This window comes from Bordetella petrii, assembly GCF_000067205.1.
Lineage (GTDB): Bacteria > Pseudomonadota > Gammaproteobacteria > Burkholderiales > Burkholderiaceae_B > Bordetella_A > Bordetella_A petrii.
Genome location: NC_010170.1, coordinates 3,113,427 through 3,135,410 on the forward strand (window position 1 = coordinate 3,113,427; position 21,984 = coordinate 3,135,410).

At 68.3% G+C, this 21,984-nt stretch carries 25 protein-coding genes; 16 read left to right on the plus strand and 9 right to left on the minus strand.

Annotated features, from left to right (window positions below):
• Positions 1-8: 8 nt before the first annotated feature.
• The 6 genes from BPET_RS15010 (at position 9) to BPET_RS15035 (ending at position 6,815) form a co-directional block, all read left to right on the plus strand.
• On the plus strand, positions 9-1,205 hold the full coding sequence (locus BPET_RS15010; RefSeq protein ID WP_012249871.1) for an acyl-CoA dehydrogenase family protein: 1,197 nt from the start codon (positions 9-11) through the stop codon (positions 1,203-1,205).
• Between the two features lie 12 nt (positions 1,206-1,217).
• Entirely contained in the window at positions 1,218-2,354 is a 1,137-nt protein-coding gene (locus BPET_RS15015) for an acyl-CoA dehydrogenase family protein (protein ID WP_012249872.1), read from the plus strand.
• 4 nt (positions 2,355-2,358) lie between these two features.
• Positions 2,359-3,603 (plus strand): CaiB/BaiF CoA transferase family protein, encoded by a 1,245-nt coding sequence (locus tag BPET_RS15020; RefSeq protein ID WP_012249873.1) that lies wholly within the window; start codon positions 2,359-2,361, stop codon positions 3,601-3,603.
• A gap of 34 nt (positions 3,604-3,637) precedes the next feature.
• The gene (locus tag BPET_RS15025; RefSeq protein WP_012249874.1) at positions 3,638-4,639 is read left to right on the plus strand and encodes a Bug family tripartite tricarboxylate transporter substrate binding protein; all 1,002 of its coding nucleotides are present in this window, start codon (positions 3,638-3,640) and stop codon (positions 4,637-4,639) included.
• Between the two features lie 41 nt (positions 4,640-4,680).
• Positions 4,681-5,682 (plus strand): Bug family tripartite tricarboxylate transporter substrate binding protein, encoded by a 1,002-nt coding sequence (locus BPET_RS15030; RefSeq protein WP_050978248.1) that lies wholly within the window; start codon positions 4,681-4,683, stop codon positions 5,680-5,682.
• Between the two features lie 146 nt (positions 5,683-5,828).
• The gene (locus BPET_RS15035) at positions 5,829-6,815 is read left to right on the plus strand and encodes a tripartite tricarboxylate transporter substrate binding protein (RefSeq protein WP_012249876.1); all 987 of its coding nucleotides are present in this window, start codon (positions 5,829-5,831) and stop codon (positions 6,813-6,815) included.
• 99 nt (positions 6,816-6,914) lie between these two features.
• On the opposite strand, the gene BPET_RS15040 is transcribed toward BPET_RS15035, so the two are convergent.
• Positions 6,915-7,160, minus strand: a complete 246-nt coding sequence (locus tag BPET_RS15040; protein ID WP_041862954.1) for a hypothetical protein — start codon at positions 7,158-7,160, stop codon at positions 6,915-6,917.
• Positions 7,161-7,255: 95 nt separating this feature from the next.
• On the opposite strand from BPET_RS15040, the gene BPET_RS15045 reads away from it, so the two are divergent.
• Together BPET_RS15045 and BPET_RS15050 are read left to right on the plus strand one after the other, a co-directional pair.
• Positions 7,256-8,074, plus strand: a complete 819-nt coding sequence (locus BPET_RS15045) for a helix-turn-helix domain-containing protein (protein WP_041862956.1) — start codon at positions 7,256-7,258, stop codon at positions 8,072-8,074.
• The gene (locus BPET_RS15050) at positions 8,071-8,973 is read left to right on the plus strand and encodes a DMT family transporter (RefSeq protein ID WP_012249878.1); all 903 of its coding nucleotides are present in this window, start codon (positions 8,071-8,073) and stop codon (positions 8,971-8,973) included. The genes BPET_RS15045 and BPET_RS15050 overlap by 4 nt, the downstream gene beginning before the upstream one ends.
• Before the next feature lie 57 nt (positions 8,974-9,030).
• Here the strand turns inward: BPET_RS15050 and BPET_RS15055 are convergent, their stop codons facing one another.
• The 3 genes from BPET_RS15055 to BPET_RS15065 form a co-directional block, all read right to left on the minus strand.
• Entirely contained in the window at positions 9,031-10,257 is a 1,227-nt protein-coding gene (locus tag BPET_RS15055) for a multidrug effflux MFS transporter (RefSeq protein WP_012249879.1), read from the minus strand.
• Positions 10,254-10,706: a MarR family winged helix-turn-helix transcriptional regulator gene (locus tag BPET_RS15060; protein WP_012249880.1), complete on the minus strand. Its 453-nt coding sequence runs from the start codon at positions 10,704-10,706 to the stop codon at positions 10,254-10,256. Before BPET_RS15060 ends, BPET_RS15055 begins: the two co-directional genes overlap by 4 nt.
• A 92-nt stretch (positions 10,707-10,798) precedes the next feature.
• Positions 10,799-11,413, minus strand: a complete 615-nt coding sequence (locus BPET_RS15065) for a UdgX family uracil-DNA binding protein (RefSeq protein ID WP_012249881.1) — start codon at positions 11,411-11,413, stop codon at positions 10,799-10,801.
• A gap of 235 nt (positions 11,414-11,648) precedes the next feature.
• On the opposite strand from BPET_RS15065, the gene BPET_RS15070 reads away from it, so the two are divergent.
• The gene (locus BPET_RS15070) at positions 11,649-11,852 is read left to right on the plus strand and encodes a hypothetical protein (RefSeq protein ID WP_041862958.1); all 204 of its coding nucleotides are present in this window, start codon (positions 11,649-11,651) and stop codon (positions 11,850-11,852) included.
• Positions 11,853-11,945: 93 nt separating this feature from the next.
• Positions 11,946-12,653, plus strand: a complete 708-nt coding sequence (locus BPET_RS15075; RefSeq protein WP_012249883.1) for a glutathione S-transferase N-terminal domain-containing protein — start codon at positions 11,946-11,948, stop codon at positions 12,651-12,653.
• A gap of 5 nt (positions 12,654-12,658) precedes the next feature.
• Here BPET_RS15075 and BPET_RS15080 read toward each other — a convergent pair whose 3' ends face one another.
• The gene (locus tag BPET_RS15080) at positions 12,659-13,282 is read right to left on the minus strand and encodes a hypothetical protein (RefSeq protein ID WP_050978249.1); all 624 of its coding nucleotides are present in this window, start codon (positions 13,280-13,282) and stop codon (positions 12,659-12,661) included.
• Between the two features lie 133 nt (positions 13,283-13,415).
• On the opposite strand from BPET_RS15080, the gene BPET_RS15085 reads away from it, so the two are divergent.
• The 3 genes from BPET_RS15085 to BPET_RS15095 all read left to right on the plus strand — a co-directional run bounded on the left by BPET_RS15085 (position 13,416) and on the right by BPET_RS15095 (position 14,939).
• Positions 13,416-13,871 (plus strand): MarR family winged helix-turn-helix transcriptional regulator, encoded by a 456-nt coding sequence (locus tag BPET_RS15085; protein ID WP_012249885.1) that lies wholly within the window; start codon positions 13,416-13,418, stop codon positions 13,869-13,871.
• Between the two features lie 101 nt (positions 13,872-13,972).
• A complete protein-coding gene (locus tag BPET_RS15090; protein WP_012249886.1) occupies positions 13,973-14,614 on the plus strand; it encodes a glutathione S-transferase family protein in 642 nt (213 codons plus the stop codon).
• 1 nt (position 14,615) lies between these two features.
• Positions 14,616-14,939 (plus strand): DMT family transporter, encoded by a 324-nt coding sequence (locus tag BPET_RS15095; protein WP_012249887.1) that lies wholly within the window; start codon positions 14,616-14,618, stop codon positions 14,937-14,939.
• A 58-nt stretch (positions 14,940-14,997) separates the two neighbouring features.
• On the opposite strand, the gene BPET_RS15100 is transcribed toward BPET_RS15095, so the two are convergent.
• The gene (locus tag BPET_RS15100) at positions 14,998-15,402 is read right to left on the minus strand and encodes a YbaN family protein (protein ID WP_012249888.1); all 405 of its coding nucleotides are present in this window, start codon (positions 15,400-15,402) and stop codon (positions 14,998-15,000) included.
• 150 nt (positions 15,403-15,552) lie between these two features.
• Here BPET_RS15100 and BPET_RS15105 point away from each other — a divergent pair, with 150 nt between their 5' ends.
• Genes BPET_RS15105 through BPET_RS15115 form a run of 3 tightly spaced genes read left to right on the plus strand, consistent with a single transcriptional unit; the run spans position 15,553 to position 17,000 of the window.
• The gene (locus tag BPET_RS15105) at positions 15,553-15,903 is read left to right on the plus strand and encodes an ArsR/SmtB family transcription factor (RefSeq protein ID WP_041862959.1); all 351 of its coding nucleotides are present in this window, start codon (positions 15,553-15,555) and stop codon (positions 15,901-15,903) included.
• Entirely contained in the window at positions 15,900-16,325 is a 426-nt protein-coding gene (locus BPET_RS15110) for an SRPBCC family protein (protein WP_012249890.1), read from the plus strand. Before BPET_RS15105 ends, BPET_RS15110 begins: the two co-directional genes overlap by 4 nt.
• A 12-nt stretch (positions 16,326-16,337) precedes the next feature.
• The gene (locus BPET_RS15115) at positions 16,338-17,000 is read left to right on the plus strand and encodes a glutathione S-transferase family protein (RefSeq protein WP_012249891.1); all 663 of its coding nucleotides are present in this window, start codon (positions 16,338-16,340) and stop codon (positions 16,998-17,000) included.
• A gap of 19 nt (positions 17,001-17,019) precedes the next feature.
• Here the strand turns inward: BPET_RS15115 and BPET_RS15120 are convergent, their stop codons facing one another.
• From BPET_RS15120 to BPET_RS15130, 3 genes are all read right to left on the minus strand, one after another.
• Positions 17,020-17,907, minus strand: a complete 888-nt coding sequence (locus tag BPET_RS15120; RefSeq protein ID WP_012249892.1) for an NAD(P)/FAD-dependent oxidoreductase — start codon at positions 17,905-17,907, stop codon at positions 17,020-17,022.
• A gap of 118 nt (positions 17,908-18,025) precedes the next feature.
• Positions 18,026-18,472, minus strand: coding sequence for an Rrf2 family transcriptional regulator (locus BPET_RS15125; RefSeq protein WP_012249893.1), 447 nt, complete (start codon positions 18,470-18,472; stop codon positions 18,026-18,028).
• A gap of 67 nt (positions 18,473-18,539) precedes the next feature.
• A complete protein-coding gene (locus BPET_RS15130) occupies positions 18,540-21,881 on the minus strand; it encodes an acetate--CoA ligase family protein (RefSeq protein ID WP_012249894.1) in 3,342 nt (1,113 codons plus the stop codon).
• Positions 21,882-21,984: the final 103 nt, after the last annotated feature.

Genomic DNA, 21,984 nt, shown 5'->3' on the forward strand with positions numbered 1-21,984 from the left:
GAACTCCCATGGACCTGAATTTCACTCCCGAAGAAGAAGCCTTCCGCGCCGAAGTCCGCGCCTTCCTGGCCGCCGAGCTGCCGGCCGACCTGGCGCGCAAGGTGCGCGAGCACCGGCACCTGACCAAGGCCGACATGGAAGCCTGGCATGCCATCCTGAACGCGCGCGGCTGGCTGGCCAGCCATTGGCCGCGCGAATACGGCGGCACCGGCTGGAGCGCCGTACAGAAGTTCATTTTCGAAAACGAATGCGCGCTGGCGCACGCCCCGCGCATCGTGCCGTTTGGCCTCAGCATGCTGGGGCCGGTGCTGATCAAGTACGGCAACGAAGCGCAAAAGCGCTACTGGCTGCCGCGCATCCTGGACGGCTCCGACTGGTGGTGCCAGGGCTATTCCGAGCCCGGCGCCGGGTCCGACCTGGCCTCGCTCAAGACTACCGCGGTGCGCGATGGCGACCACTACATCGTCAATGGCCAGAAAACCTGGACCACGCTGGGCCAGCACGCCAACATGATCTTCTGCCTGGTGCGCACCCGCAGCGAAGGCAAGCCGCAGGAAGGCATCAGCTTCCTGCTCATCGACATGAACACCCCCGGCATCGAGGTGCGCCCCATCATCACCCTGGACGGCGAACACGAAGTCAACGAAGTGTTCTTCTCCGACGTGCGCGTGCCCGCCATCAACCTGGTGGGCGAAGAAAACCGCGGCTGGTCCTGCGCCAAGTACCTGCTGACCTACGAGCGCACCAACATCGCCGGCGTGGGGCTGTCCACCGCCGCGCTGCTGCAGCTCAAGGCCGTGGCCGCGCGCCAGGTCAGAAACGGCAAGCCGCTGGCGCAAGATCCGACCTTCGCGGCGCGGCTGGCGCGCGTGGAAATCGAGCTCGACAACATGCGCATCACCAATCTGCGCGTGCTGGCCGCGGCCGCCAACGGCGGCGCGCCCGGCGCCGAAAGCTCGATGCTGAAAATCCGCGGCACCCAGATCCGCCAGGAAATCACCGCCCTGAACCGCCGCGCCATGGGCGTCTACGCACGGCCGTATATCAAGCAGGCGCTCGAAGACGGCTACGCCGGCCCGCGCATCGGCCCCGAGGGCGCCGACAGCGCGGCCGCCCAGTATTTCAACTTCCGCAAGCTGTCGATCTTCGGCGGCTCGAACGAAATCCAGAAGAACATCATCTCGAAGATGATCCTCGGACTGTAAGGAACAAGCAGCATGAATTTCGACCATACCGAAGACCGGCGCATGCTGTCGGACATGTTGAAGCGCTTCGTGGCCGAGCAGTACGGGTTCGCGGTGCGCGACCGCATCGCCGGCTCGCCCGAAGGCTACAGCGCCGAATTCTGGCAGCGCTACGCTGAACTGGGCGCCATCGCCGCGCTGTTCGACGAGGCCGATGGCGGGCTGGGCGGCACCGGCTTCGATATCGCCGTGGTGTTCGAAGCCCTGGGCCGGGGCCTGGTGGTAGAGCCTTTCCTCGATGCCCTCATGGCGGGCGACGCCATCGCCGCCGCCGGTACGCCAGAGCAAAAACAGGTGCTTGAAGACCTGCTGGCCGGGTCCGTCATCGTGTCCCTGGCCCACGCCGAGCCGCAGGCGGGCTACGAGCTGGCCCATGTCGAGGCGCGCGCGCGGCCCGACGGCGACGGCTGGGTGCTCGACGGCGCCAAGGCCGTGGTCGCGCAGGCCGAACACGCCGGTCTGTTCGTGGTGTCGGCCCGCACCGGCGGCAATGCGGCCGATGCCGACGGCATTTCGTTGTTCATGGTGCCGGCCGGCACGCCCGGCCTGCAAGTGCAGGGCTATCCGCTGATCGATGGCGGCCGCGCCGGCGAACTGACGCTTGCCGGCGTGCGGGTCGGCGCCGATGCGCTGCTGGGCCAACCCGGCGCGGGGCATGCGGTGCTCGAGCGCAGCATCGGCAAGGGGCTGCTGGCGCTGTGCGCCGAAGCGGTCGGCGCCATGGACGCCGCGCGCGACGCCACGCTCGAATACCTGCAGACGCGCAAGCAGTTCGGCGTGCCCATCGGCCGCTTTCAGGCGCTGCAGCACCGCATGGCCGACGTGCTGCTCGAAATCGAACAGGCTCGTTCGGCCGTCATCAACGCCGCCGCGCAGCTCGGCCATGCCGACCGCGTCACCCGCGAACGCGCGCTGTCCGCCGCCAAGGCCACCATCGGCCGCGTGGGCATCCTGGTAGCCGAAGAGTGCATCCAGTTGCATGGCGGCATCGGCATGACCTGGGAGCTGCCCCTGGCGCACTACGCCAAGCGCCTGGTCATGATCGACCACCAGCTGGGCGACGAAGACCACCACCTGGCTCGCTACATCGCACTGGCCCCCCAGGACTGACGCCATGAGCACCGACACCCCGCCCCTGTCCGCCGACAGCCCTGACTTCCCTCTGGAAGGCGTCCGGGTCCTGGACTTGTCCCGCGTGTTCGCCGGCCCGCTGTGCGGCCAGGTGCTGGCCGATTTCGGCGCCGAGGTCGTCAAGGTCGAACATCCCGTGCGCGGCGACGATACGCGCGACTGGGGCATGCGCGTGGGCAAGACCGAAACCACCTACTACAACAGCATGAACCGCAACAAGCGGTCCATCACCCTGGACCTGCAATCCAAGGAAGGCGTGGAAATCGTCTACCGCCTGCTGCCGCAGTTCGACGTGGTCATCCACAACTTCAAGAGCGGCGGCGCGGAAAAACTGGGGCTGGGCTACGAACAGCTCAAGGCCATCAAGCCCGGCCTGATCTACTGCGCCATCTCGGGCTACAGCAGCGCCGGCCCGGAGGCCACGCGGCCGGGCTACGACCTGGTCATACAGGGCGAGTCGGGCATCATGGCGATCAACGGCGAAGCCAGCCAGCCGCCGTTGAAATTCGGCGTGGCCGCGGTCGACATGATGACCGGCATGTACGCCGCGCAGGCGGTGCTGGCCGCGCTGTTCCGCCGCGAACGCACCGGCCGCGGCCGGCTGATCGAAATGGCGCTGTACGACTGCGGCATCATGATCGCCAGCTATTACGGGCTGGACGCCATGCTGCTGGGGCGCGATCCGCAACGCTACGGCAACGCCCACCCTTCCATCGTGCCCTACGGCATGTTCGAGGCCGCCGATGGCCCGCTGATCATCGCCGTGGGCACCAACGCGCAGTTCGACAAGTTCTGCCGCAAGGTGGTCATGCGGCCCGACATCGTCGAAGACCCCCGCTATGCCAGCAACGTCGAGCGCGCCAAGAACCGCCTGACCCTGCTGCCCATGGTGACGGAGCTGCTGCGCGAGTTCCCGCGCGCCTTGCTGCTGCAACGCCTGTCCGACTGCGGCATTCCGTGCGGCGAAGTGCTGGGCCTGCACCAGGCGCTGACCAGCGAACGCACGCGCCAGGGAGGCCTGCTGCGGGAAATGCCCCACCCCGACGCCGGCACCACGCACGTCTATGCGCCACCGTACCGGCTGGACGGCCAGCGCCTGCCCATCCGCCGCCCGCCGCCCACCCTGGGCGAAGGCACGCGCGACGTGCTGCAGCAACTGCTGCAAATGAGCGACGCGCAGCTCGAAGCGCTGCAGGCGCAAGGCGTCCTGACACTGCCCCGAAGTTAAGCCCGCCGATCCCGCATCATTGAAGGAACACACCGTGAAAGCGTCACACATCGACCGCCGCAAAGCCTTGCAGGGTATCGCCGCCGCCGGCGCCTGCCTGCTGAGTGGGCGGATGGCCCTGGCCCAGGCGAACTATCCCGCCCGCCCCATCCGCTTCGTCGTGCCGTTCAATCCTGGCGGCGCCACCGACACCGTGGCGCGCGTGCTGGCCGCATCCATGTCCGCCACGCTCGGGCAGCCCATCCTGGTGGAAAACAAGAGCGGCGCCGCCGGCATGCTCGGAACGGATCATGTCGCCAAGTCCACCCCCGACGGCTACACGCTCACGGTATCGCTCAGCACTTCGCTGCTGATCAACCAGTTCCTGTACACCAAGATGGCCTACAACCCGCAGACCGACCTGCTCATGCTGTCGCAGATCGCCGCGGCGCCGGTCACGCTGGTCGCGCATCCCTCGGTGCCCGCCGCCAACATGCGGGAACTGCTCGCCTGGGTCCGGGCCAACCCCGGCCAAGTGTCGTACGGCAGTTGGGGGGTAGGCTCGTATGCCCACCTGGCCGGCGCCTACATGAGCAAGACCACCAACGCCGACATGGTCCATGTGGCCTACAAGGGCGAAGCGCCCATGATCCAGGACCTGATCGGCGGCCAGCTGCAGGTCTGTTTTTCCAGCGCCCAGAACACCCGGCCCTTCATCGAGAACGGCCGCCTCAAGGCCATCGGCGTCACGGGCACGCAGCGCATGGCCGTGCTGCCGAGCGTGCCCACCATTCATGAACAGGGCGTCACCGACGATGCCTACGCCATTTTCGGCTGGGTAGGCATGGCGGCGCCCGCCGGGACACCACAAGACATCGTCGACATCGTGCATGCCGCCCTGCTGAAGGCATCCCGGGACACGAAGGTGCAAGAGCACATCTCCGGCGCGGGCTTCATCCCCGTGTTCAACACCCCGGCAGAGTTTTCCCAAGCCTATGAGCGCGACATGCCCATATGGCAAGAGCTGATCAAGATCGCGGATGCGCGCATCGATTGATCATTCCAGGCCTACCACCCGCACAACAGACTGAACCACCCATGCGTACCTGCTTGCACTCCGTCCTGCCGGCCATGACCCGCCGCGCCGTACTGGCCCTCGCGGCCAGCCTCCTGGTGGCCGGCGCCGCCACGGCCCAGACTTACCCCAGCCAGCCCATCAGGCTGATCGTGCCCTTCCCGCCGGGCGGTCCCACCGACGTGGCCTCGCGCCTGGTCGGGCAGCAGCTCGAAACCCGCCTGGGCCAGCCCGTCGTCGTGGAAAACCGGCCCGGCGCCTCGGGGTCCATCGCCGCCAACCAGCTCAGGCGCGCGCCGGCCGACGGCCACACGCTGCTGATGCTGGCCACGCCCACCCTGTTCGCGCCCTTCTTCTACAAGAATGCCGGCTACGAAACGCCCAAAGACTTCCAGCCCGTCGCCACGGTGTACGACCTGCCCATCGTGGTGGTGGTCAACCCCCAGAAGCTGCCGGACATCACCAGCCTGACGCAATTGGCCGACTACGCCCGCGCCCACCCCGGCGAACTCAACTATGCCAGCTCGGGCGCCGGCAGCTTCGGCCACATGACCATGGAACTGCTGCAGGACGTGGGCGGCTTCAAGATGCAGCACGTGGCCTATAAAGGCGGCGTGCCGGCCATCACCGACACCATCGGCGGACAGGTACCCATGATGTACGCCGACCTGGTCGCGGCCCTGCCCCACATCCAGTCCGGCAAGCTGCGGGCGCTGGCCGTGGGTTCGCCCTCGCGCGTGTCCGTGCTGCCCGACGTGCCCACCATCGCGGAACAGGGGTTCGCCGGGTTCGACGCGGTGTCCTGGGGCGGCCTGCTGGCCCCGCTGGGCACGCCGGCCCCGGTGATCGAACGCCTGAACCGCGAGCTCGAAGCCGTTCTTGCCGACCCCGCGCTGCAAGAAAAACTGATCAACGCAGGCACCATTGCGCACTTCGAACCTGCGGCAGGCATGGCCAGCCGGATCGCCAACGATTACCAAAAATGGGGCGCGCTCGCGCGCGAAAAAGGCATGACGGCCGAGTAACGGCCGACCCCACCCGGACGCGTCCGCCACCCGCGGCGCGTTCCCACCGGAACCCCGCGCGCGGGACCCGGTTTCGCCGGCAAGGGGCGCCGCAACACAACGCCCCGGTCCCGGCAACCCACAAACCACAAAGGAGACAAACCACCATGCATCAAAAGCACCTCTCGCGCCGCGCCTGCCTGGGTGTGGCGCTGGCCGCCGCGCTGGGCACGGCACTGCCGCTGCCGGCGCTGGCGCAGGACACGTTCCCCACCAAGCCCATTACGCTGATCGTGCCCTTTCCGGCCGGCGGCTCCACCGACCGGCACTTGCGCGCAGTCGCCGAAGACGCCAGCAAGCACCTGGGGCAGAACGTAATCGTGGAAAACCGCCCCGGCGCGGGCGGCACGCTGGGGCCGTCCAACATGGCCAAGACCGCCAGGCCCGACGGTTACACCATCAGCCTGTATCCCCTGGGCATGCTGCGCATGCCCTACATGATGAAGACCGACTGGGACCCCATCAAAGACTTCACCTTCATCGTCGGCCTGTCGGGCTACACCTTCGGCTTCACGGTGCGCTCCGACTCGCCTTTCAAGACATTCAACGACTACATCGAGGCCGCGCGCGCCAAGCCCGGCACCATCGATTACGGCTCGACCGGCGTGGGCTCGTCGCCGCACCTGCTGATGGAAGAAATCGCCATCAACGCCAAGGTCAAGCTGAACCACGTGCCGTTCAAGGGCAACGCCGACATGCAGCAGGCGCTGCTGGGCGGGCACATCATGGCGCAAAGCGATGCCACCGGCTGGGACCAGTTCGTGGACTCGGGCAAGATGCGCCTGCTGGTCACCTTTGGCGAACAGCGCACCAAGCGCTGGCCCGACGTGCCCACCGCCGAGGAACTGGGCTACGGCGTGGTGTCGAGCTCGCCCTACGGGCTGGCCGGTCCCGCGGGCATGGACCCGAAAGTGGTGCGCATTTTGCACGACGCCTTCAAGCAAGCCCTGTTCTCGCCGCGCAGCATGGAAGTCATGCAGCAGCTGAACCAGGAACCCGCCTATCGCAGCAGCGAAGACTACCGCGAATGGGCAATCGCCACGTACGCCAAGGATAAGAAGCTCATCGAGCACCTGGGGCTCATGGCCAAGTAGCGGGCAAATAGCAGCCCCCCTGGAAAGTCCCCGAAAGGCCTCGAGAAGTCCTCGACAGGCCTTCACCCCCGCCCGGCATGCCGCGACATGCCGGGCGGCCTACTCCAGCAGCGTGCGCAGCGCCGGATCGCGCACGGTCAACACCTCGAACAAACCCAGCGCGCGCAGCGCCGGCAGCGCAGCCCTCATGTCGCGCAACGCGGCGTCGCGGGCGGATGCGTCCGCCTGTGGGTCGGCCCAAGCGCGTGCGTTGGCCAGAAACGCCGCCACCGTGCCTTTGCGCACGGGCATGCCGTTCAGGTCGGCCCAATCCTGGCGGCCGGGCAAAATGTCTTCTGCTTGCATATCCTGCTCCACGGAAAATGAGGGATGCGGCTACTGTAGACGGGGCGCGCGGGCCGCACTGCGGTATAACTGCCAATCCATACCGTATTTGCGCCATGCCCGAACCGCTGCTGCCACTTCATCGCGCACAATCACCCTGCGGCCCGCCGCTGATCGCCGTCGCGGCCTCCGGACCGCGGCCGCGCGCCACCGGCATGCATCACCATGCGCGCGGGCAACTGCTGGGCTCGCTGCGCGGCTTGCTGTCGGTGGGCACTGGCGATGGCCTGTGGGTCGTGCCGGCCGCGCAGGCCATCTGGATTCCTCCCGGCATGCCGCACAACCTGCGGTCGCATGGCCCCTTCGCCGGCTGGAGCGCCTACCTCGCGCCGCAGGCCTGCGCAGGCTTGCCCGATGCTGTCTGCGCCATGCCGTGTTCCGAATTGCTGCGCGCCACCGTGCTGCGCGCGGCCGCCGGCAACAGCCGTTCCGAGGCTGCGAACGAACGGCTGGCTGGCGTCATTCTGGATGAAATCCACGCACTGCCGCGCAGCGCGCCCGGGCTGCCCATGCCGCGCGACCCGCGCCTGCTGCGCATCGCCCAGGCGCTGGCCGACGAGCCCGGCAATCCGCGCCGCCTGGAAGACTGGGCACGTTGGGCCGCCATGGCCCCGCGCACGCTGATGCGGCGTCACCAGCAGGAAACCGGGTTGCCGTTCGGCGACTGGCGGCAACGCCTGCGCCTGATGCGCGCGCTGGAAATGCTGGCGGCTGGCCGGCCCGTCACCACCGTGGCGCTGGACCTGGGCTACGACAACGTCAGCGCCTTCATCGCCATGTTCCGGCGCGCCTACGGCACCACCCCGGCGCGCTACTTCGACCAATCCCGGCCGTTGCCGCCAGGCGCATCGGCCCCGGAGGCGGCCGGCGCATGACAAACCGCTCGATGGCCGATGGCGACCACTGCGCGCCCGCCTGGCTGAAATACGCGCCCGCGCTGTTCTTGCTGCTGTGGTCGTGCGGCTTCGTATTCCTGAAGCTCGGCCTGGCCTACGCCGACCCGCTGACTTTCCTGGCCCTGCGCTATGCCTGCGTGGTCGCGCTGGTGGGCGTGGCGTTTCTGTGGCTGCGGCCCGCGCTGCCTGCTACACCGGGCGCCTGGGCGCATCTGGCCATGGTGGGGTTGTTTCTGCAGGCGGGCTACTTTGCCTTCACCTATCTCAGTCTGAAATTCGGCCTGTCGGCCGGCGCAGTGGCCCTGATCACGTCGCAGCAGCCCATCCTGGTCGGCCTGCTGGCGCCGGCGCTGGCCGGCGAACGGGTCGGCCTGCGCCACTGGACCGGCCTGCTGCTGGGCGTAGCGGGCGCCGTGCTGGTGATCCTGGCGAAGTCCTCGATCGGCACGGCGTCGGCCGCGGGCCTGCTGTTCGCGGTGCTGGCGCTGCTGTCCATGGTGGCCGGCACCCTCTGGGAAAAGCGCCACGGCAGCGACACGCACCCGCTCACCGCCAACCTGGTGCAGTATTCCGTCGGCCTGGCCGTATCCGCGCCGCTGGCGCTGGCGCTCGAACCCATGCGCATCGACTGGACGCCCGCGCTGTTCGGTTCGCTGGCCTACCTCGTGCTGTGCAACTCGCTGATCGCCATCACGCTACTGCTGGCCATGATCCGGCACGGCAAGGCCTCGCGTGTGTCGGCGCTGTTCTTCCTGGTGCCGCCCACCACGGCCGTCATCGCGTTCCTGGTGCTGGGCGAGACCATTCCGCCATTGGCCTGGCCGGGCATGCTGTTGGCGGCCGCCGGCATCTACCTGGTAATGCGCAAGCCTTCCTGAAACCTCGCGCCCGCAGCTTGGCCCCGAACCGGCGAGGCGACCTGACGCCGCGCGCCGTCAACCCGCCGCACGGCTCGCGCGCGCAGCCATCCAGAACGACAGCTGGCCCAGCAGCCCCGCGCCGGACAACACCAGCGCGGTGGCGAGCGCGGGCGATGCGCCCAGGCCGGCCAGGGCCGTGCACAAAGCTCCCACCGCCATCTGCACCGCGCCGTACAGGCCCGAAGCGGAGCCGATGACCTGGGGACTCACGCTTACGGCCAGCGTCAACGCGGTGGGGCCGGCCACGCCAGCGCCTAGCGTATAGAAGAACATCGACACGATAATGGGCGCCACCGTGGCGTGGCCCGACAGCACTAGCGCCAGCAATACCAGCGCCGCCGCCGCACTGAGCAGGTTGCCGCCCACCAGCAGCCGCTCCAGCGGCACCTTGCCGATCAGGCGCGTCGTCAGCACGCTGCCCAGCCACACGCCGGACACCAGCACCGCCAGATACAGGCCCACCTCGTCGGCGGGACGATGCAGCTGGTCCACGAAAATGAACGGCGCCGAAGCCACGAACGCGAACATCGAAGTCGTGGCGCAGCCGCCCCCCACCGCATAGCCCAGGAACTGGCGGGACGCCAGCAGCTGACGATAGTGGCGCGCCAGCGCCGCTGCCGTCACGCGCGCCGCGCTCGCCCCGGTCTCGGGCAGCAGGCGCCATGCGAACATGAAATTCACGACGCCCAGCACGCACAACACGAATAGCACGGCCCGCCATCCCAGCGACGCGGCCAGCGCGCCGCCCACGATAGGCGCGACGCCGGGCGCCACCGTCACCATCAGGTTCATCAGCGCCAGGCGCTTGGCCGCCTCGGAGGGCGCTGCGGTATCGCGCACCATGGCGCGGCCCAGCACCAGCCCGGCACAGCCGCCCAGCGCCTGGAACAGGCGCGCGGCAATCAGGGCGTAGACCTGCGGCGCCAGCGCCGCGGCCAGGCCGGCCACGGTGTAGATGGCCAGTCCCACCATCAGCACTCTGCGCCGCCCGTAGCGGTCGGACAACGGGCCGTAGATCAGTTGGCCCACCGCCAGCCCGATGATGTACAGGCTGACTGTCATCTGCATGGCGCCGTTGCCCGCATTCAGGTCATGGCCCGCCATCGCCAGCGCCGGCACGAAGATGTGCATGGCCAGCGTGCCGCTGAAGGTGAACAGGGCCAGCAGCCACAGCGGCACGTGCGGCGGCGGCGCGCCTTCGTCGGAAAAACTGTCGGCCAGGGTCTGGGCGCTGCTCGTCATGGCGCGGCTCCTGCGCCGTCGGATTCCAGCGCCGCGCACAACTGCGTCACCAGGCGCAGCGCGCGCCGCAGTTCGGCATCGGGGATGTCGCTCATGGCGCTATCGCGCACTTCCTTGGCTACCCGCTCTACCTGGGCCACGGTGGACTGCCCGCGCGCGGTCAGCACAATGGCCTTGGCACGCCGGTCCTGGTCTTCCTCCTTGCGCTGCACCAGCCCCGCCGCCTGGAGGGCGTCGATCAGGCGCACCACCGATGAACTGTCCAGGCCCAGCGAGGCGGCCAGGTCTTTCTGCCGCATCGGCACGGCCGAGCGAGACAGGCGCAGCAGGGGCAGCCAGGTGGCTTCGGTCAGGCCATAGGGTTGCAGCCGCCGGTCGACGGCGCGGCGCATGCTGCGCGCCGCCTGCGCCAGGGACGAAGCAAATTCGGCGCGTAGTGAATCGGTCATGAAACGAACAACAAAATAAATGACATATCAATTAATTGTATATCATGTATTCTCGGGACGGCATGGCAGGCCGGCACTAAAGTCCGTCGGACCTACAGCCGGGCGGCCCGCTCCAACGCCTGGACGATGGCCTCGAACGCGCGCCGGCGCGCCTGGGTGTCGGGCGCGCGCAGGGCGAACGACGGATGATAGGCGGCGATCACGGCCATGCCATCGTGCTCCAGCGCGCGGCCCAGCACGGCTTTCAGGGCCGGCGGCTTGGCCTGCATCACGGACCGCAAGGCCGTGGCGCCCAGCGCCACCACGACGCGCGGCCGCACCGCGCGCAACTCGTCTTCCAGCCAGTAATGACAAGCCTCGATTTCGCGTTGCGCGGGCGTCTTGTGCATGCGTCGCTTGCCGCGCGCCTGCCATTTGAAGTGCTTGACCGCGTTGGTGACATACACCGCCTCGCGCGGCACTCCGGCTGCCTGCAAGGCGCGATCCAGCAACGCGCCCGCCGGCCCGACGAAAGGCTGGCCCGCCAGGTCTTCCTTGTCGCCGGGCTGTTCGCCCACCAGCATGATGCGGGCCGACCGCTTGCCTGCGCCCGCCACCGGCTGGGTGGCGTCACGCCATAAGCCGCAGCGGCGGCAGTCCTGCAAGCGCCGGGGCTGCTGGTCGGGATCAATGTCGTCGGACGCCTCGCGCCCGTCAGGTGCCTGCATGCGCGCCCTTGTGTTGCGACGGTCATCACGGCGACCGCCTCGCCTGGAAACGGGCCACTGCGCGCGCAAGCGGCATGCCGGGGCGTGTACAGCCAGCGCGGGCCATTCCCGCCCGGCGTGCCCGGTATTTACAAGTCCGGCAATTACTACCGCCGCGAGTCCTCATGCCCTCTACGCGCCCGGTCTGGCACGCCACATGCTGTCGAGACAGTGCCCTATTCAACAGGAGGTTGTTATGAAGCTCAGCATGCTTGCCCTGCCCGTCGTCGCCGCCAGTCTCGCCCTGGCGGGTTGCGGCGGTCACCGTAGTCACAGCGGCGACGCCACGTACGACCAATCGCAGACCCAGACCACGCCTGCCCCGCCGCCCGCCAGCATGCCCGACAACAACAGCAATACGCCGGGCTCGCAGTATCCCGCCACGGGCGGCAGCCGCTGACCCGCGTAGCGCACCGGCCGCCCGCGCGGCCGGCGCGCGGCGCCAGGTTCTTCAGCTACGATACGCAGGTCTTCCCTCCAACGAAGGACTGCAATGGCTGACCTTGGCGACTTTCCCATCACCCGCAAATGGCCGGCGCGCCATCCCGACCGCATCCAGCTGTATTCGCTGCCCACGCCCAATGGCGTCAAGGTTTCGATCATGCTCGAAGAAACGGGCCTGCCCTACGAGCCGCATCGTGTGTCGTTCGACACCCAGGATCAGCTCTCGACCGAATTCCTGTCTCTGAACCCCAACAACAAGATCCCGGCCATCATCGACCCGCAAGGCCCCGATGGCAAACCCCTGACGCTGTTCGAATCCGGCGCCATCCTGCTGTACCTGGCTGACAAGAGCGGCAAATTCATTCCCCAGGATCCGGCTCGCCGCTACCAGGCCATCCAGTGGCTCATGTTCCAGATGGCCGGCGTGGGCCCCATGTTCGGCCAGGTTGGCTTCTTCAATAAATTCGCCGGCAGAGACTACGAAGACAAGCGCCCGCGCGACCGCTACGTTGCCGAATCGAAACGCCTGCTGAAAGTTCTGGAAGGCCGGCTGGTGGACCGCGCCTGGATCATGGGCGACGACTACAGCATCGTCGATATCGCCACCTTCCCGTGGGTGCGCAATCTTATTGGCTTCTACGAAGCGGGCGACCTGGTAGGCATAGGCGACTATCCCAGCGTGCTGCGCGCGCTGGACGCCTTCCTGGCGCGCCCGGCCGTCAAGCGCGGCCTGGAAATCCCGGCCGCCAACAACTAGCCACCCTACGGCAGCAACTCGAACCCCGCGAGCCAGGCGCGCAGCTGCCGTAGCGCCTCCTCGCGGGTAAAGGGCGCCGTGGCTGGCGGGCTGTATACCTGCGGGTTCACGCCGTACACCATCAGGTCCAGCGCGTAGCAGCGATTGGCATGCACAGTGCGGTAGGCATCTACCACCAGGTAGTGGCTCATGGCCGCATCCTGGGCCTGGAACCGCGCATACGCTATGCCGTTCACCCACACCTTTTCCACCTTGCCCGCCATGCCCTGCGGCGGCTGGGCGCACTGCCGCACTTCCCGCACATCGTCGCTCACGCCGATGCGTAGCTCGGCCGAAGTAATGCGGTTCGACCCCGGCAGCACCAGGGCCAGGCGCGGCACGCCCCGGCTGTCGGGGCTGGCGTACGCTTTCCAACTGGTCGAAGCCAGGTAGCCGCCCGCGAAATCGGGCCGCGCGGTGACCCCCGGCGGTATTCGCATGCGAAAGCCATACTGGTTGTCGGTATGAACCTCGGTGGCAGGCGCGGCGGCGCTGGGCGGTGACTCCGGCGCATCGCGCTGCGCGGCGCAGCCAGCCAGGGCGGCGGCCAGCGCCATCGTCAGCAGGGTGAAAGCGGCACAGCGCGGCACGGCATTCTCCGTTCTAATCGTGTGCTTACAGCATACCGGACCGGTGCCGCGCGCCGGCATGGCTGGCGCCCCTGCCCGCAGGTTTGATACCCTCTTGCGGGCAACCCCGCGCCCGCCACAAGGAACCCCTGCCATGCCCTCCGACGCGCCCGATCTGTGGTTTTCGTTCGTCCGCGCCCATCGCCTGATGGTGCGCGAAGTCGACCGGCGACTGGCCGACGAGGGCCTGCCTACTTACGCCTGGTATGACGCGCTATGGGGCCTGGAGAGCGGCCCGGGCGGACGGCGTCGCATGCACGAACTGGCCGACGTGCTGGCCGTCGAACGCTACAACCTCACTCGCCTGATCGACCGCCTGGAGCAAGAAGGCCTGGTCACCCGCGCCCGCTCGGCGCAAGACGGCCGCGCCGCCTACGCCACCATCACCCGCGAAGGCCGCGCGCTGCGCAAGAAAATGTGGAAGGTCTACCAGGCCGCCGTGGCCGACCTTTTCCTGGCCCGCTTCGACGCCGGCGAACAGGCCCGTTTCGCCACCGCCCTGGACGGCGCCGCGGACGCCGCCCGGCAGTCTGCCCAGGCCGCCCGCTGACGCCTGTCCGCGCTTGCGCGGATTTTCTTTCGGCTATACAGTTGCAATTACAACGATTGCAATTGCAACTCTAATTGCGACCCAAACGAAAGGAATCCACGATGCCTGATCAACACCCGCTCACCTTCTACACTGCCAACACGCCCAACGGCCAGAAAGTCGCCATTTATCTGCACGAAGCGGCCCTGCCCCACCAGCAGATCACGTTGGACCTCGGCCGTGGCGACCAGCACCAGCCCGCTTATCTGGCCATCAACCCCAACGGCAAGATTCCCGCCATCGTCGACCATGCCAACGACATGACGGTGTTCGAATCCGGCGCCATCCTCAGCTATCTGTCGGCGCGCTACGGCCACCTGCATCCCGCCGAGCCGGCCGCGCAATGGCAGGTGCAGCAATGGCTGCACTTCCAGATCGGCGGCATCGGGCCCATGCTGGGGCAACTGTGGTGGTTCCTGCATGCGTCGCCCCAGCGCAACGAGGCCGCCATCGAGCGCTACGCCAAAGAGGCCCGCCGGCTATGCGGTGTCGTCGAGCGGCGCCTGGCCGAATCGGCGCACCTGGCGCTGGATCACTATTCCATCGCCGACATCGCCGCATTTCCCTGGCTGCGCACGCACGACGAGCTACAGCTCGACCTGGCGCCCTATCCGCGGCTGCGGCAATGGCTCGATCGAATCGAGTCGCGGCCCGCCGTGCAGCGGGCGCTGGCCGCCTCGCGCGCAACGCCCACAGGAGCCTGACATGGCCTGGACCTATCTGCTGGCCGCGGCCGCGCTGGAAGTCGTGATGGGACTGGGGCTGAAACTGAACCACGGCTGGACCCGCCCGCTACCCAGCGCGCTGGCCATCGTCGCGGGCCTGGGCAGCATTTACCTGCTGGCCAAGGCGCTGCAGACGCTGCCCGTGGGCACCGCCTATGCCATCTGGACCGGCCTCGGAGCCGTCGGCCTGGTCGTCATCGGCATCGCCGTGTTCGGTGAAAGCGCGCATTGGCCGCGCCTGCTGTTCCTGGCACTGACGGCGGCAGGGCTCATCGGCTTGCGCTACGTGGAAAGCGCCACGTGAAGCGCTGCATGCAAAGCGCGGCATGAAACGCCGCGCCGTCTCGCGCCACCGGCGCGGCTCAGTCTCGCGGCGCGGGGCGGCTGGCCAGCCACACCGCGCAGCTCACCATAAACGCGCTCACGAGCAGGCCCAGCCACAACACCGGGCGCACGGTATACCAGAACACCACCAGCCCCACCGCAATGCCGGCCAGCGCCAGCAGCTTGCCGCGCGCTGAAATGGCGCCCTGTTCCCGCCATGCCACCAGCGGCGGGCCAAAGCGCGGATGCTGCAGCAGGTAGGCTTCCCAGCGCGGCGAGGCACGGCCGAAGCAGGCCGCCGCCAGAATCACGAACACGGTCGTGGGCATGACGGGCAGCAAGGCGCCCACGACCGCCAGCGCCAGCATCAGCATGCCCAGCGCCCAATAGGCTCGGCGCTTCCAGCGCCCTTCCCGTCCGGTGTTGTCCTGCCTATCGGCCATGCGCACGACGATTTCCCTGCCCTCATGTGTCACCTGCCGGCCACGCGCCGGCCGAGCCCGTAGGCAATGGTACCGCGCGGCGCGCCAGCCCTATCGGCGCGTCATCCGCAAGGCTTGACAGGGAATGCTGGCCGGCAGATACTTTACCAAATGGTTAACTATAATCCGTCCCTCGACCAGACTTTCGCGGCCCTTGGCGACCCCACCCGGCGCGCCATCCTGGCGCGGCTCGAACGCGAAGGCAGCGCCACGGTCAGTCAGCTGGCGCAGCCCTTTTCCATCAAGCTGCCAGCCGTCATGAAGCACCTGGACGTCCTCCACAACGCCGGGCTCATTGTGCGCAGCAAGGCCGGGCGCACTGTCACCGTCCGCCTGTCGCCTGCCCCCATGCAGGCAGCCATGGACTGGCTGCGCCGCTACGAACACTTCTGGGCACATAGTCTCGACCGCCTGGCCGCCCACGCCGAAAGCCAGGAATCCCAACGGAGATCTGATCCATGACCAGTCTTACTCTGGTGCGACGCATCCGTGCGCAGCCTGCCACCGTCTTCGATGCCTTGACCACCCCCGATGGCATCGCCTGCTGGTGGGGGCCCGATGGCGGGCCGGTGCTGATTGCCGAGACCGATGTCCGGGTCGGCGGGCGCTTCCGGGTGCGCTTTCGCATGCTGGACGGCAGCGAACACGAAAGCAGCGGCGAGTACCTGCGCGTCGAGCCGCCCCACCACCTGGCCATGAGCTGGCACTGGTCCAACGACGAGGACGGCGGCGAATCGCGGGTCGAGTTCACCCTGCGCGCCATCGACACCGGCACCGAGCTCACGCTTACCCATGCCGGCCTGCAAGACGAAGCCACACAACGCGGCCACGCAGAAGGCTGGGGCGGCGCGCTGGATAAACTCGAGCGGCACTTCGCCGCCTGACCGGAGCCACACATGATCACCGTCACCGCATTCCGCTGGGTACCACCTCTGGCGCAAGGCCTGGTGCGCGACCTGCGCGTACGCTGGGCGCTCGAAGAAGCCGGCCTTCCCTATCGCGAAAAGCTCATCGGCGTGAAAGACCAGGCCAGCGCCGAATACCGCGGCCTGCAGCCCTTTGGCCAGGTGCCGGCCTTCGAGGAAGGCGACCTCAAGTTGTTCGAGTCTGGCGCCATCGTGCTGGAAATCGCCGAACGCAGCCCGGCTTTGCTGCCTGCCGACGCCCAGGGCCGCGCGCGCGCCCGCGCCTGGATGCTGGCGGCCCTGAACACGCTCGAGCCGCCCATTGCGCATTTCGCCGGGCTCGATTTCTTCCATGCCAATGAACCCTGGGCCGCCCAGGCCCGGCCCTCGGCCGAACAGGCGGCATGCAAGCGGCTGGATGAACTGGCGGCCTGGCTGGGAGACCGCGACTACCTGGAAGACCGCTTTACGGCGGGCGACCTGCTCATGACCACCGTGCTGCGCATCTTGCGCAACACGCCGCTGATCAACGACCGGCCCGCGCTGCGCGCCTACCAGGCGCGCTGCGAGGCGCGGCCCGCCTTCCGCAAGGCGCTGGCCGACCAGCTGCGGCCGTTTGCCGAATACGAAGCCGCCCGCGCGGCGCGCCAGTAACAGCGCACGCGGTGGGGCGTCATAGTCCGAACATCAGCGAGCGATGCGCGGCGGCGCCCGCCATGGCGCCATCGCCCACCGCCAGCGCCACTGACCCCGCCGGGCGCGCCAGGTCGCCGCACGCAAAAACCCCGGGCGCCGTAGTGGCCCGGGTAGCGTCGGCTTTCACGTAGGGCCCCATCGGGCCCTCTTCCAGCTCGCATCCCAACTGCGCGGCCAGCCCGCCCACCCGCACGCGCGTGGCCACGAACAACCCCGCCAATGCAAACACGCGCCCGTCTTCCATCACCACATCGATGGCCGCGCCATCCAGCCGAGCCACCCGGCCGGGCTCGACCCGCACACCGCGCGCCCGCAGTTGCGCCTGCTGTTCGGCATCTGGCGTAAAGGCGCCGTTCAAGAACAGCGTCGTCGCGCCCCAATCGGGCAGCATCAACGCCTGGTGCAGCGAAATCGCCGACACCGCCAGTACGCCGACGGGCCCTTGCTGCAATTCATAGCCGTGGCAATAAGGGCAATGAAACACGTGCGTGCCCCAGCGCGGCTCCAGACCGGGCAGGGCCGGCAGCTCATCTTCAACGCCCGCGGCCAGAATAAGGCGCTGCCCGGTGCGCACGCCGCCCTGCCGCAGCGTCACCTCGAACCCGCCGGCCACGGGCCGGGCCTGGTCGACCCGGTCATCGAGCCATTGCACGGTTTCGTAGCGCATGAGTTGCGCGCGGCCTTCGGCGGCGATCTGCGCGGGCGGCTTGCCATCCCGCGTCAGAAAGCCGTGCGAATGCGCCGCGTAGCGGTTGCGGCGTTGCCCCGCATCGACCACCAGTACGCGGCGCCGCGCGCGCGCCAACTGCAAACCGGCCGACATGCCGGCATAGCTGCCGCCGATGATGATCACGTCATGATCCATAGATATTCTCGCTTGGTGAATTTCATGTATCTTTTAATGATACATTAAAGCCGAACACTTAGCGATGCGCGCCAGGCGTCAGTAAAGAAACAGATATCCGCGGTGGCGGCCTGCCCGTTTAACGATGCCCTGCGCCGGCCGCCGCCCGGCACAGGGCGTCGAACTGCCCCGACAGGTCAGCCAGGGTGACCGCGCCCAGCCGCTGCACCAGCAAGGCTTCGGCCTGCCGCAAGGCGTCGGCGATGGCATCGTTGACCACCCGCTCGACAGCACAGTCGGGGTTTTCGCGGTCGGCCCCGATCGCGAAAATGCGCGGGCCGCCCACCGCACGATGCACATCGAGCAGCGTAATGCTGTCCAGCCCGCGCGCCATGCGCCAACCGCCATGATGCCCCTTGTCGGATTGCACATAGCCGACCTTGCGCAGGCCAGCCATCGTGCGGCGTACAACAGCGGCATTGGTGCCCAGCATGCGCGCGATTTCCTCCGACGTCATGGGCTGGTCGGCGCGGGCCATGTGCAGCAGCACATGCAGCATGCGGGAAAGACGGCTATCGGTTCTCATGGGCGCGCATCAGGGCCGAGGCCCAGATTGTCGGTCACCCCGCATTATCGGCCATATCCGCGCGAACTCACTCCACGCGCCGCACCGGCGGGTAATCGAAGCGGCCCTCGAGGTGGTCCGGCTCTGGCTGGTACAACCGCAGCGTCAGGTAGAAACCTTCGCCCGCGGGCGCGGGCAGCCAGTTCTTCGCGGCGCCAGGGTCATCCGCCTGGATCGAGATGCTCAGGCCGCCGTCCGCATCGTATTGCAGGCCCGGCGTGCGATCGCCGATAGAGTGGCGGCCGATGGGGTTGGCGGCCAGCAGGCAGTCGCTGCGGCGGTACAGGGTAATCGACCAGAACGCGCCCACCCGCGGCCCGCCTTGCGGCGGAAAGCGCAGCACGTAGCGCCGCGCCCCCGTCAGGGGTTCGCCCTGGGCGTCGACCTCGGCCATGATGTACATGGCTTCGTCGATTCCCAACGTGCCGATCCAGTTGCGCGCCACGCGCGCCCGCGTCAGGAAGTCGGCGCCGAAGCTGGTGCGCACCGCCACCGCCGTAGTCCAGCCCCCGCCCAGCTCGGAGGGCTGCGCCACATCGCGCAGTTCCGTGTAAACCTCGGCCAGGGCCGTCTGCAGTTCGGCGACGGCGGGCGGCCACCCCGGCAACGCAGCCGCAGGCGGGTTGCGTTCGAGCATGCTGCCCAGCACGCGCAGGTATTCACCAGCGTCCGGCACGCCGGTGTCGCGGTTATCGAGCAGCACGTCGATGCGCGACAGCGCGGGGGTTCCGTCCGGCCGCCGTATGGCGAACTGGTCCTGCAACGCGTGCACGCGCGCCAGGTCGGCCGGGTCGGCGTCCACCAGAATGCGGCCGATGACCCAGACATCGTCGCTGGGCGCAACGATGGGGTGCATGCCGGCCGGCACCGCGCCCCGCCAGCCAGGGCCATGCACGAACAGGCGCTGTGCGGCCCCGCCCGTAGTACGCCGCCCGGCATACGCCCATGGATTCGTCCAGGCATCCAGAAAGCCCAGCACCCAATAACGCGTTCCCATCTCGGGCACGTCGATGACCAGCGGGCCCGCCGACAAATCCAGCCAGGCGTTGGTGAACAGCGTGTCATTGTTCGGCGTGACGACTTCCTTGTCGTCCGGGCCACGCAACCGCCGCGTATGCGTGAACTGGTTCACCCAGCGCATGCGCGAAGCCGGACTATCGCCCGCATAGCCCGCCACGGCATGTTTGCGTGCGGTATTCGAGGCCCGCATGCGCGCCATCTCGAACAACGGCAAGGTGGCAATGACAGCCTGGCGGGCAGCGGACGCCGCCGTGGGCACGGCGCGCGCCAGCAGCACGGCATCCAGCGCAAGCGCGCCCTGGCCTTCGGGCAGCACCGCCAGCGGGTTAAGCTCTACCGAGTCGAGCGTGTCGCCGGCAGCCATGGCAAACCGGGACAGCCGCACGATGGCCTCGGCCAGAGCAGCCACGTCGGCCGCCGGCGCGCCGCGAAAGCCGCGCAGCAGCGCAGCGGCCTTCAATTCGCCGATCATCTCGCGCGCCTGCTCGATGGTCACCGGCGCCAGGCGCAACGCCACGTCCCCCAGCAGTTCGACGTTCACCCCGCCGGCGCCCACCATCACCACCGGTCCCAGCACGGGGTCGCGGCGCGCGCCCAGGATGCATTCCACGCCGCCCCGCACCATCGGCGCGACCAGCACGCCCTGGGTTCGCGCCTGTGGCGCCGCCTTGGCGACGGCCGCCAGGATGCGATCGTAAGCGTGCGCAGCCGCATCTTCGTCGCGGATATCCAGCACCACGCCGCCTACATCGCTCTTGTGCGTAATGTCGGCCGACACGACTTTCATGACCACCGGAAAGCCCAGCGCGCGCGCATGGCGCAACGCCTCGTCGCGCGATTGCGCATGACGCGCCGGCGTCACTGGCAGGCCGCTGTCGCGCAATACCTGCAGCGCCTCGGCTTCGTGGTAGGCACCCGGCCGCAGCGCCACGGGCGGCGCCGCCACTGCAAGTTCGGCGGCCGGCCGCTGCTGCCGGTCATGGAAGAACGCCAGCGCCGCCAGCACGCGAATGGCCCGGGCAGGATCGCCATAGCACAGGCAGCCTTGCGCCTCGAGCGCGCGCTGCTGCGCCGCGTCAGCCAGGGCGCTGAACATCACCAGGCGGCCGGGGAAGTCGCGCCGCAGGTCCCGCGCCAACTGCTGCTGCATCGCCTGCATGGCCGGCGTGCTGCCGAACGCCGCCAGGAAAATCAGCAGGCTGCCGTAGCCGCCCTGCTCCAGCATCGCGCGCGCCGCGGTTTCGAGCAGCGACGGATCGGCCGTCACCTGCCCGGTCAGGTCAACCGGATTCTGCGTGGCGGCAAAAGGCACCCGCGCCCGAATGATTGCTTGCGCGGCCGCCGGCAACTCGGCGACGTCCAGCCCCGCCTCGGCGGCATCGTCGGCCATCATCACGCCGACGCCGCCAGATACCGTCAGCAGGCCGACACGGGTATTGGCTGGCCGGCCCGAAACCGCCAGGCAATGGGCAATGTCAAAAAACTCCTCGATGGTGCGCGCCCGCCATGCGCCGTGTTGGCGAAACAAGGTCTGATAAACGGCGTCGTCCCCGGCCAACGCCGCGGTATGCGACGCGGCCGCCTGCGCGCCCAGCGCCGTGCGGCCCACCTTCACCGCCACCACCGGCTTGCCCGCGGCGCGCGCCAGCTCCAGCGCCTGCCGCAGTTTCGCGCCATCGCGGCATCCTTCCAGGTAGGCCATGATCACCCGCGTGGCAGGGTCGCGCGCCATCCAGGCGATGCAGTCGGCCACATCGATGTCCGACTCGTTTCCGGTCGTGACCCACATCGACAGGCCGACGCCGCGCTCGCGCGCCATAGCGTACGCATACGCACCGAACGCGCCGCTCTGGCTGACCAGCCCGACAGGGCCTGCCTCGACCCGTCCGGTCGACACCACCGGCGAGAATGTGGCATACACCGAACGCGCCACGTTCATGAAACCCAGGCAATTCGGTCCGAGCACCCGGATGCCAGCCGCGCGGGCCTTGGCGGCAAACGCGCTCTGCGCCGCCACGCCCTGCTCTCCCAGTTCCGCGAAGCCGGCCGAAAACATGACGATGTTGCGCACGCCGGCGGCGATTGCGTCATCCAGCGCGGCGTCCGCTCCCGACGCGGGAATGGCGAAAATCGCCAGGTCTATCGGCCGGCCCACGGCGCGCAATGAAGCAAATGCGGCAAGCCCCTGAACCTGCCGCGCACCCGCGTTAATGGGATACACCTCGCCGTGGTAGCCGTGCTCGACCAGATACCGGACGGGCACGGCGCCAACCTTGCCGGGCTGGCTCGAAGCGCCCACGATGGCGATGGAACGCGGCGACAGGAAAGAATCTAGGTCAGACAACATCATGGGCGGCCGGATCACACTTGGAAAGGCCCCTGCGAAACTGCAAGCGGCGTCCGCACGTCGCGAACGCCCGAGGCCGGCCGCCTAAGATACGCGTCCGCTTTTT

Coding starts and splice junctions, on each gene's coding strand:
- BPET_RS15010 (WP_012249871.1), top strand. CDS start 9: ATGGACCTGAATTTCACTCCCGAAGAAGAAGCCTTCCGCGCCGAAGTC.
- BPET_RS15015 (WP_012249872.1), top strand. CDS start 1,218: ATGAATTTCGACCATACCGAAGACCGGCGCATGCTGTCGGACATGTTG.
- BPET_RS15020 (WP_012249873.1), top strand. CDS start 2,359: ATGAGCACCGACACCCCGCCCCTGTCCGCCGACAGCCCTGACTTCCCT.
- BPET_RS15030 (WP_050978248.1), top strand. CDS start 4,681: ATGCGTACCTGCTTGCACTCCGTCCTGCCGGCCATGACCCGCCGCGCC.
- BPET_RS15035 (WP_012249876.1), top strand. CDS start 5,829: ATGCATCAAAAGCACCTCTCGCGCCGCGCCTGCCTGGGTGTGGCGCTG.
- BPET_RS15040 (WP_041862954.1), bottom strand. CDS start 7,160: ATGCAAGCAGAAGACATTTTGCCCGGCCGCCAGGATTGGGCCGACCTG.
- BPET_RS15045 (WP_041862956.1), top strand. CDS start 7,256: ATGCCCGAACCGCTGCTGCCACTTCATCGCGCACAATCACCCTGCGGC.
- BPET_RS15050 (WP_012249878.1), top strand. CDS start 8,071: ATGACAAACCGCTCGATGGCCGATGGCGACCACTGCGCGCCCGCCTGG.
- BPET_RS15055 (WP_012249879.1), bottom strand. CDS start 10,257: ATGACGAGCAGCGCCCAGACCCTGGCCGACAGTTTTTCCGACGAAGGC.
- BPET_RS15060 (WP_012249880.1), bottom strand. CDS start 10,706: ATGACCGATTCACTACGCGCCGAATTTGCTTCGTCCCTGGCGCAGGCG.
- BPET_RS15065 (WP_012249881.1), bottom strand. CDS start 11,413: ATGCAGGCACCTGACGGGCGCGAGGCGTCCGACGACATTGATCCCGAC.
- BPET_RS15070 (WP_041862958.1), top strand. CDS start 11,649: ATGAAGCTCAGCATGCTTGCCCTGCCCGTCGTCGCCGCCAGTCTCGCC.
- BPET_RS15075 (WP_012249883.1), top strand. CDS start 11,946: ATGGCTGACCTTGGCGACTTTCCCATCACCCGCAAATGGCCGGCGCGC.
- BPET_RS15085 (WP_012249885.1), top strand. CDS start 13,416: ATGCCCTCCGACGCGCCCGATCTGTGGTTTTCGTTCGTCCGCGCCCAT.
- BPET_RS15090 (WP_012249886.1), top strand. CDS start 13,973: ATGCCTGATCAACACCCGCTCACCTTCTACACTGCCAACACGCCCAAC.
- BPET_RS15095 (WP_012249887.1), top strand. CDS start 14,616: ATGGCCTGGACCTATCTGCTGGCCGCGGCCGCGCTGGAAGTCGTGATG.
- BPET_RS15100 (WP_012249888.1), bottom strand. CDS start 15,402: ATGGCCGATAGGCAGGACAACACCGGACGGGAAGGGCGCTGGAAGCGC.
- BPET_RS15105 (WP_041862959.1), top strand. CDS start 15,553: ATGGTTAACTATAATCCGTCCCTCGACCAGACTTTCGCGGCCCTTGGC.
- BPET_RS15110 (WP_012249890.1), top strand. CDS start 15,900: ATGACCAGTCTTACTCTGGTGCGACGCATCCGTGCGCAGCCTGCCACC.
- BPET_RS15115 (WP_012249891.1), top strand. CDS start 16,338: ATGATCACCGTCACCGCATTCCGCTGGGTACCACCTCTGGCGCAAGGC.
- BPET_RS15120 (WP_012249892.1), bottom strand. CDS start 17,907: ATGGATCATGACGTGATCATCATCGGCGGCAGCTATGCCGGCATGTCG.
- BPET_RS15125 (WP_012249893.1), bottom strand. CDS start 18,472: ATGAGAACCGATAGCCGTCTTTCCCGCATGCTGCATGTGCTGCTGCAC.
- BPET_RS15130 (WP_012249894.1), bottom strand. CDS start 21,881: ATGATGTTGTCTGACCTAGATTCTTTCCTGTCGCCGCGTTCCATCGCC.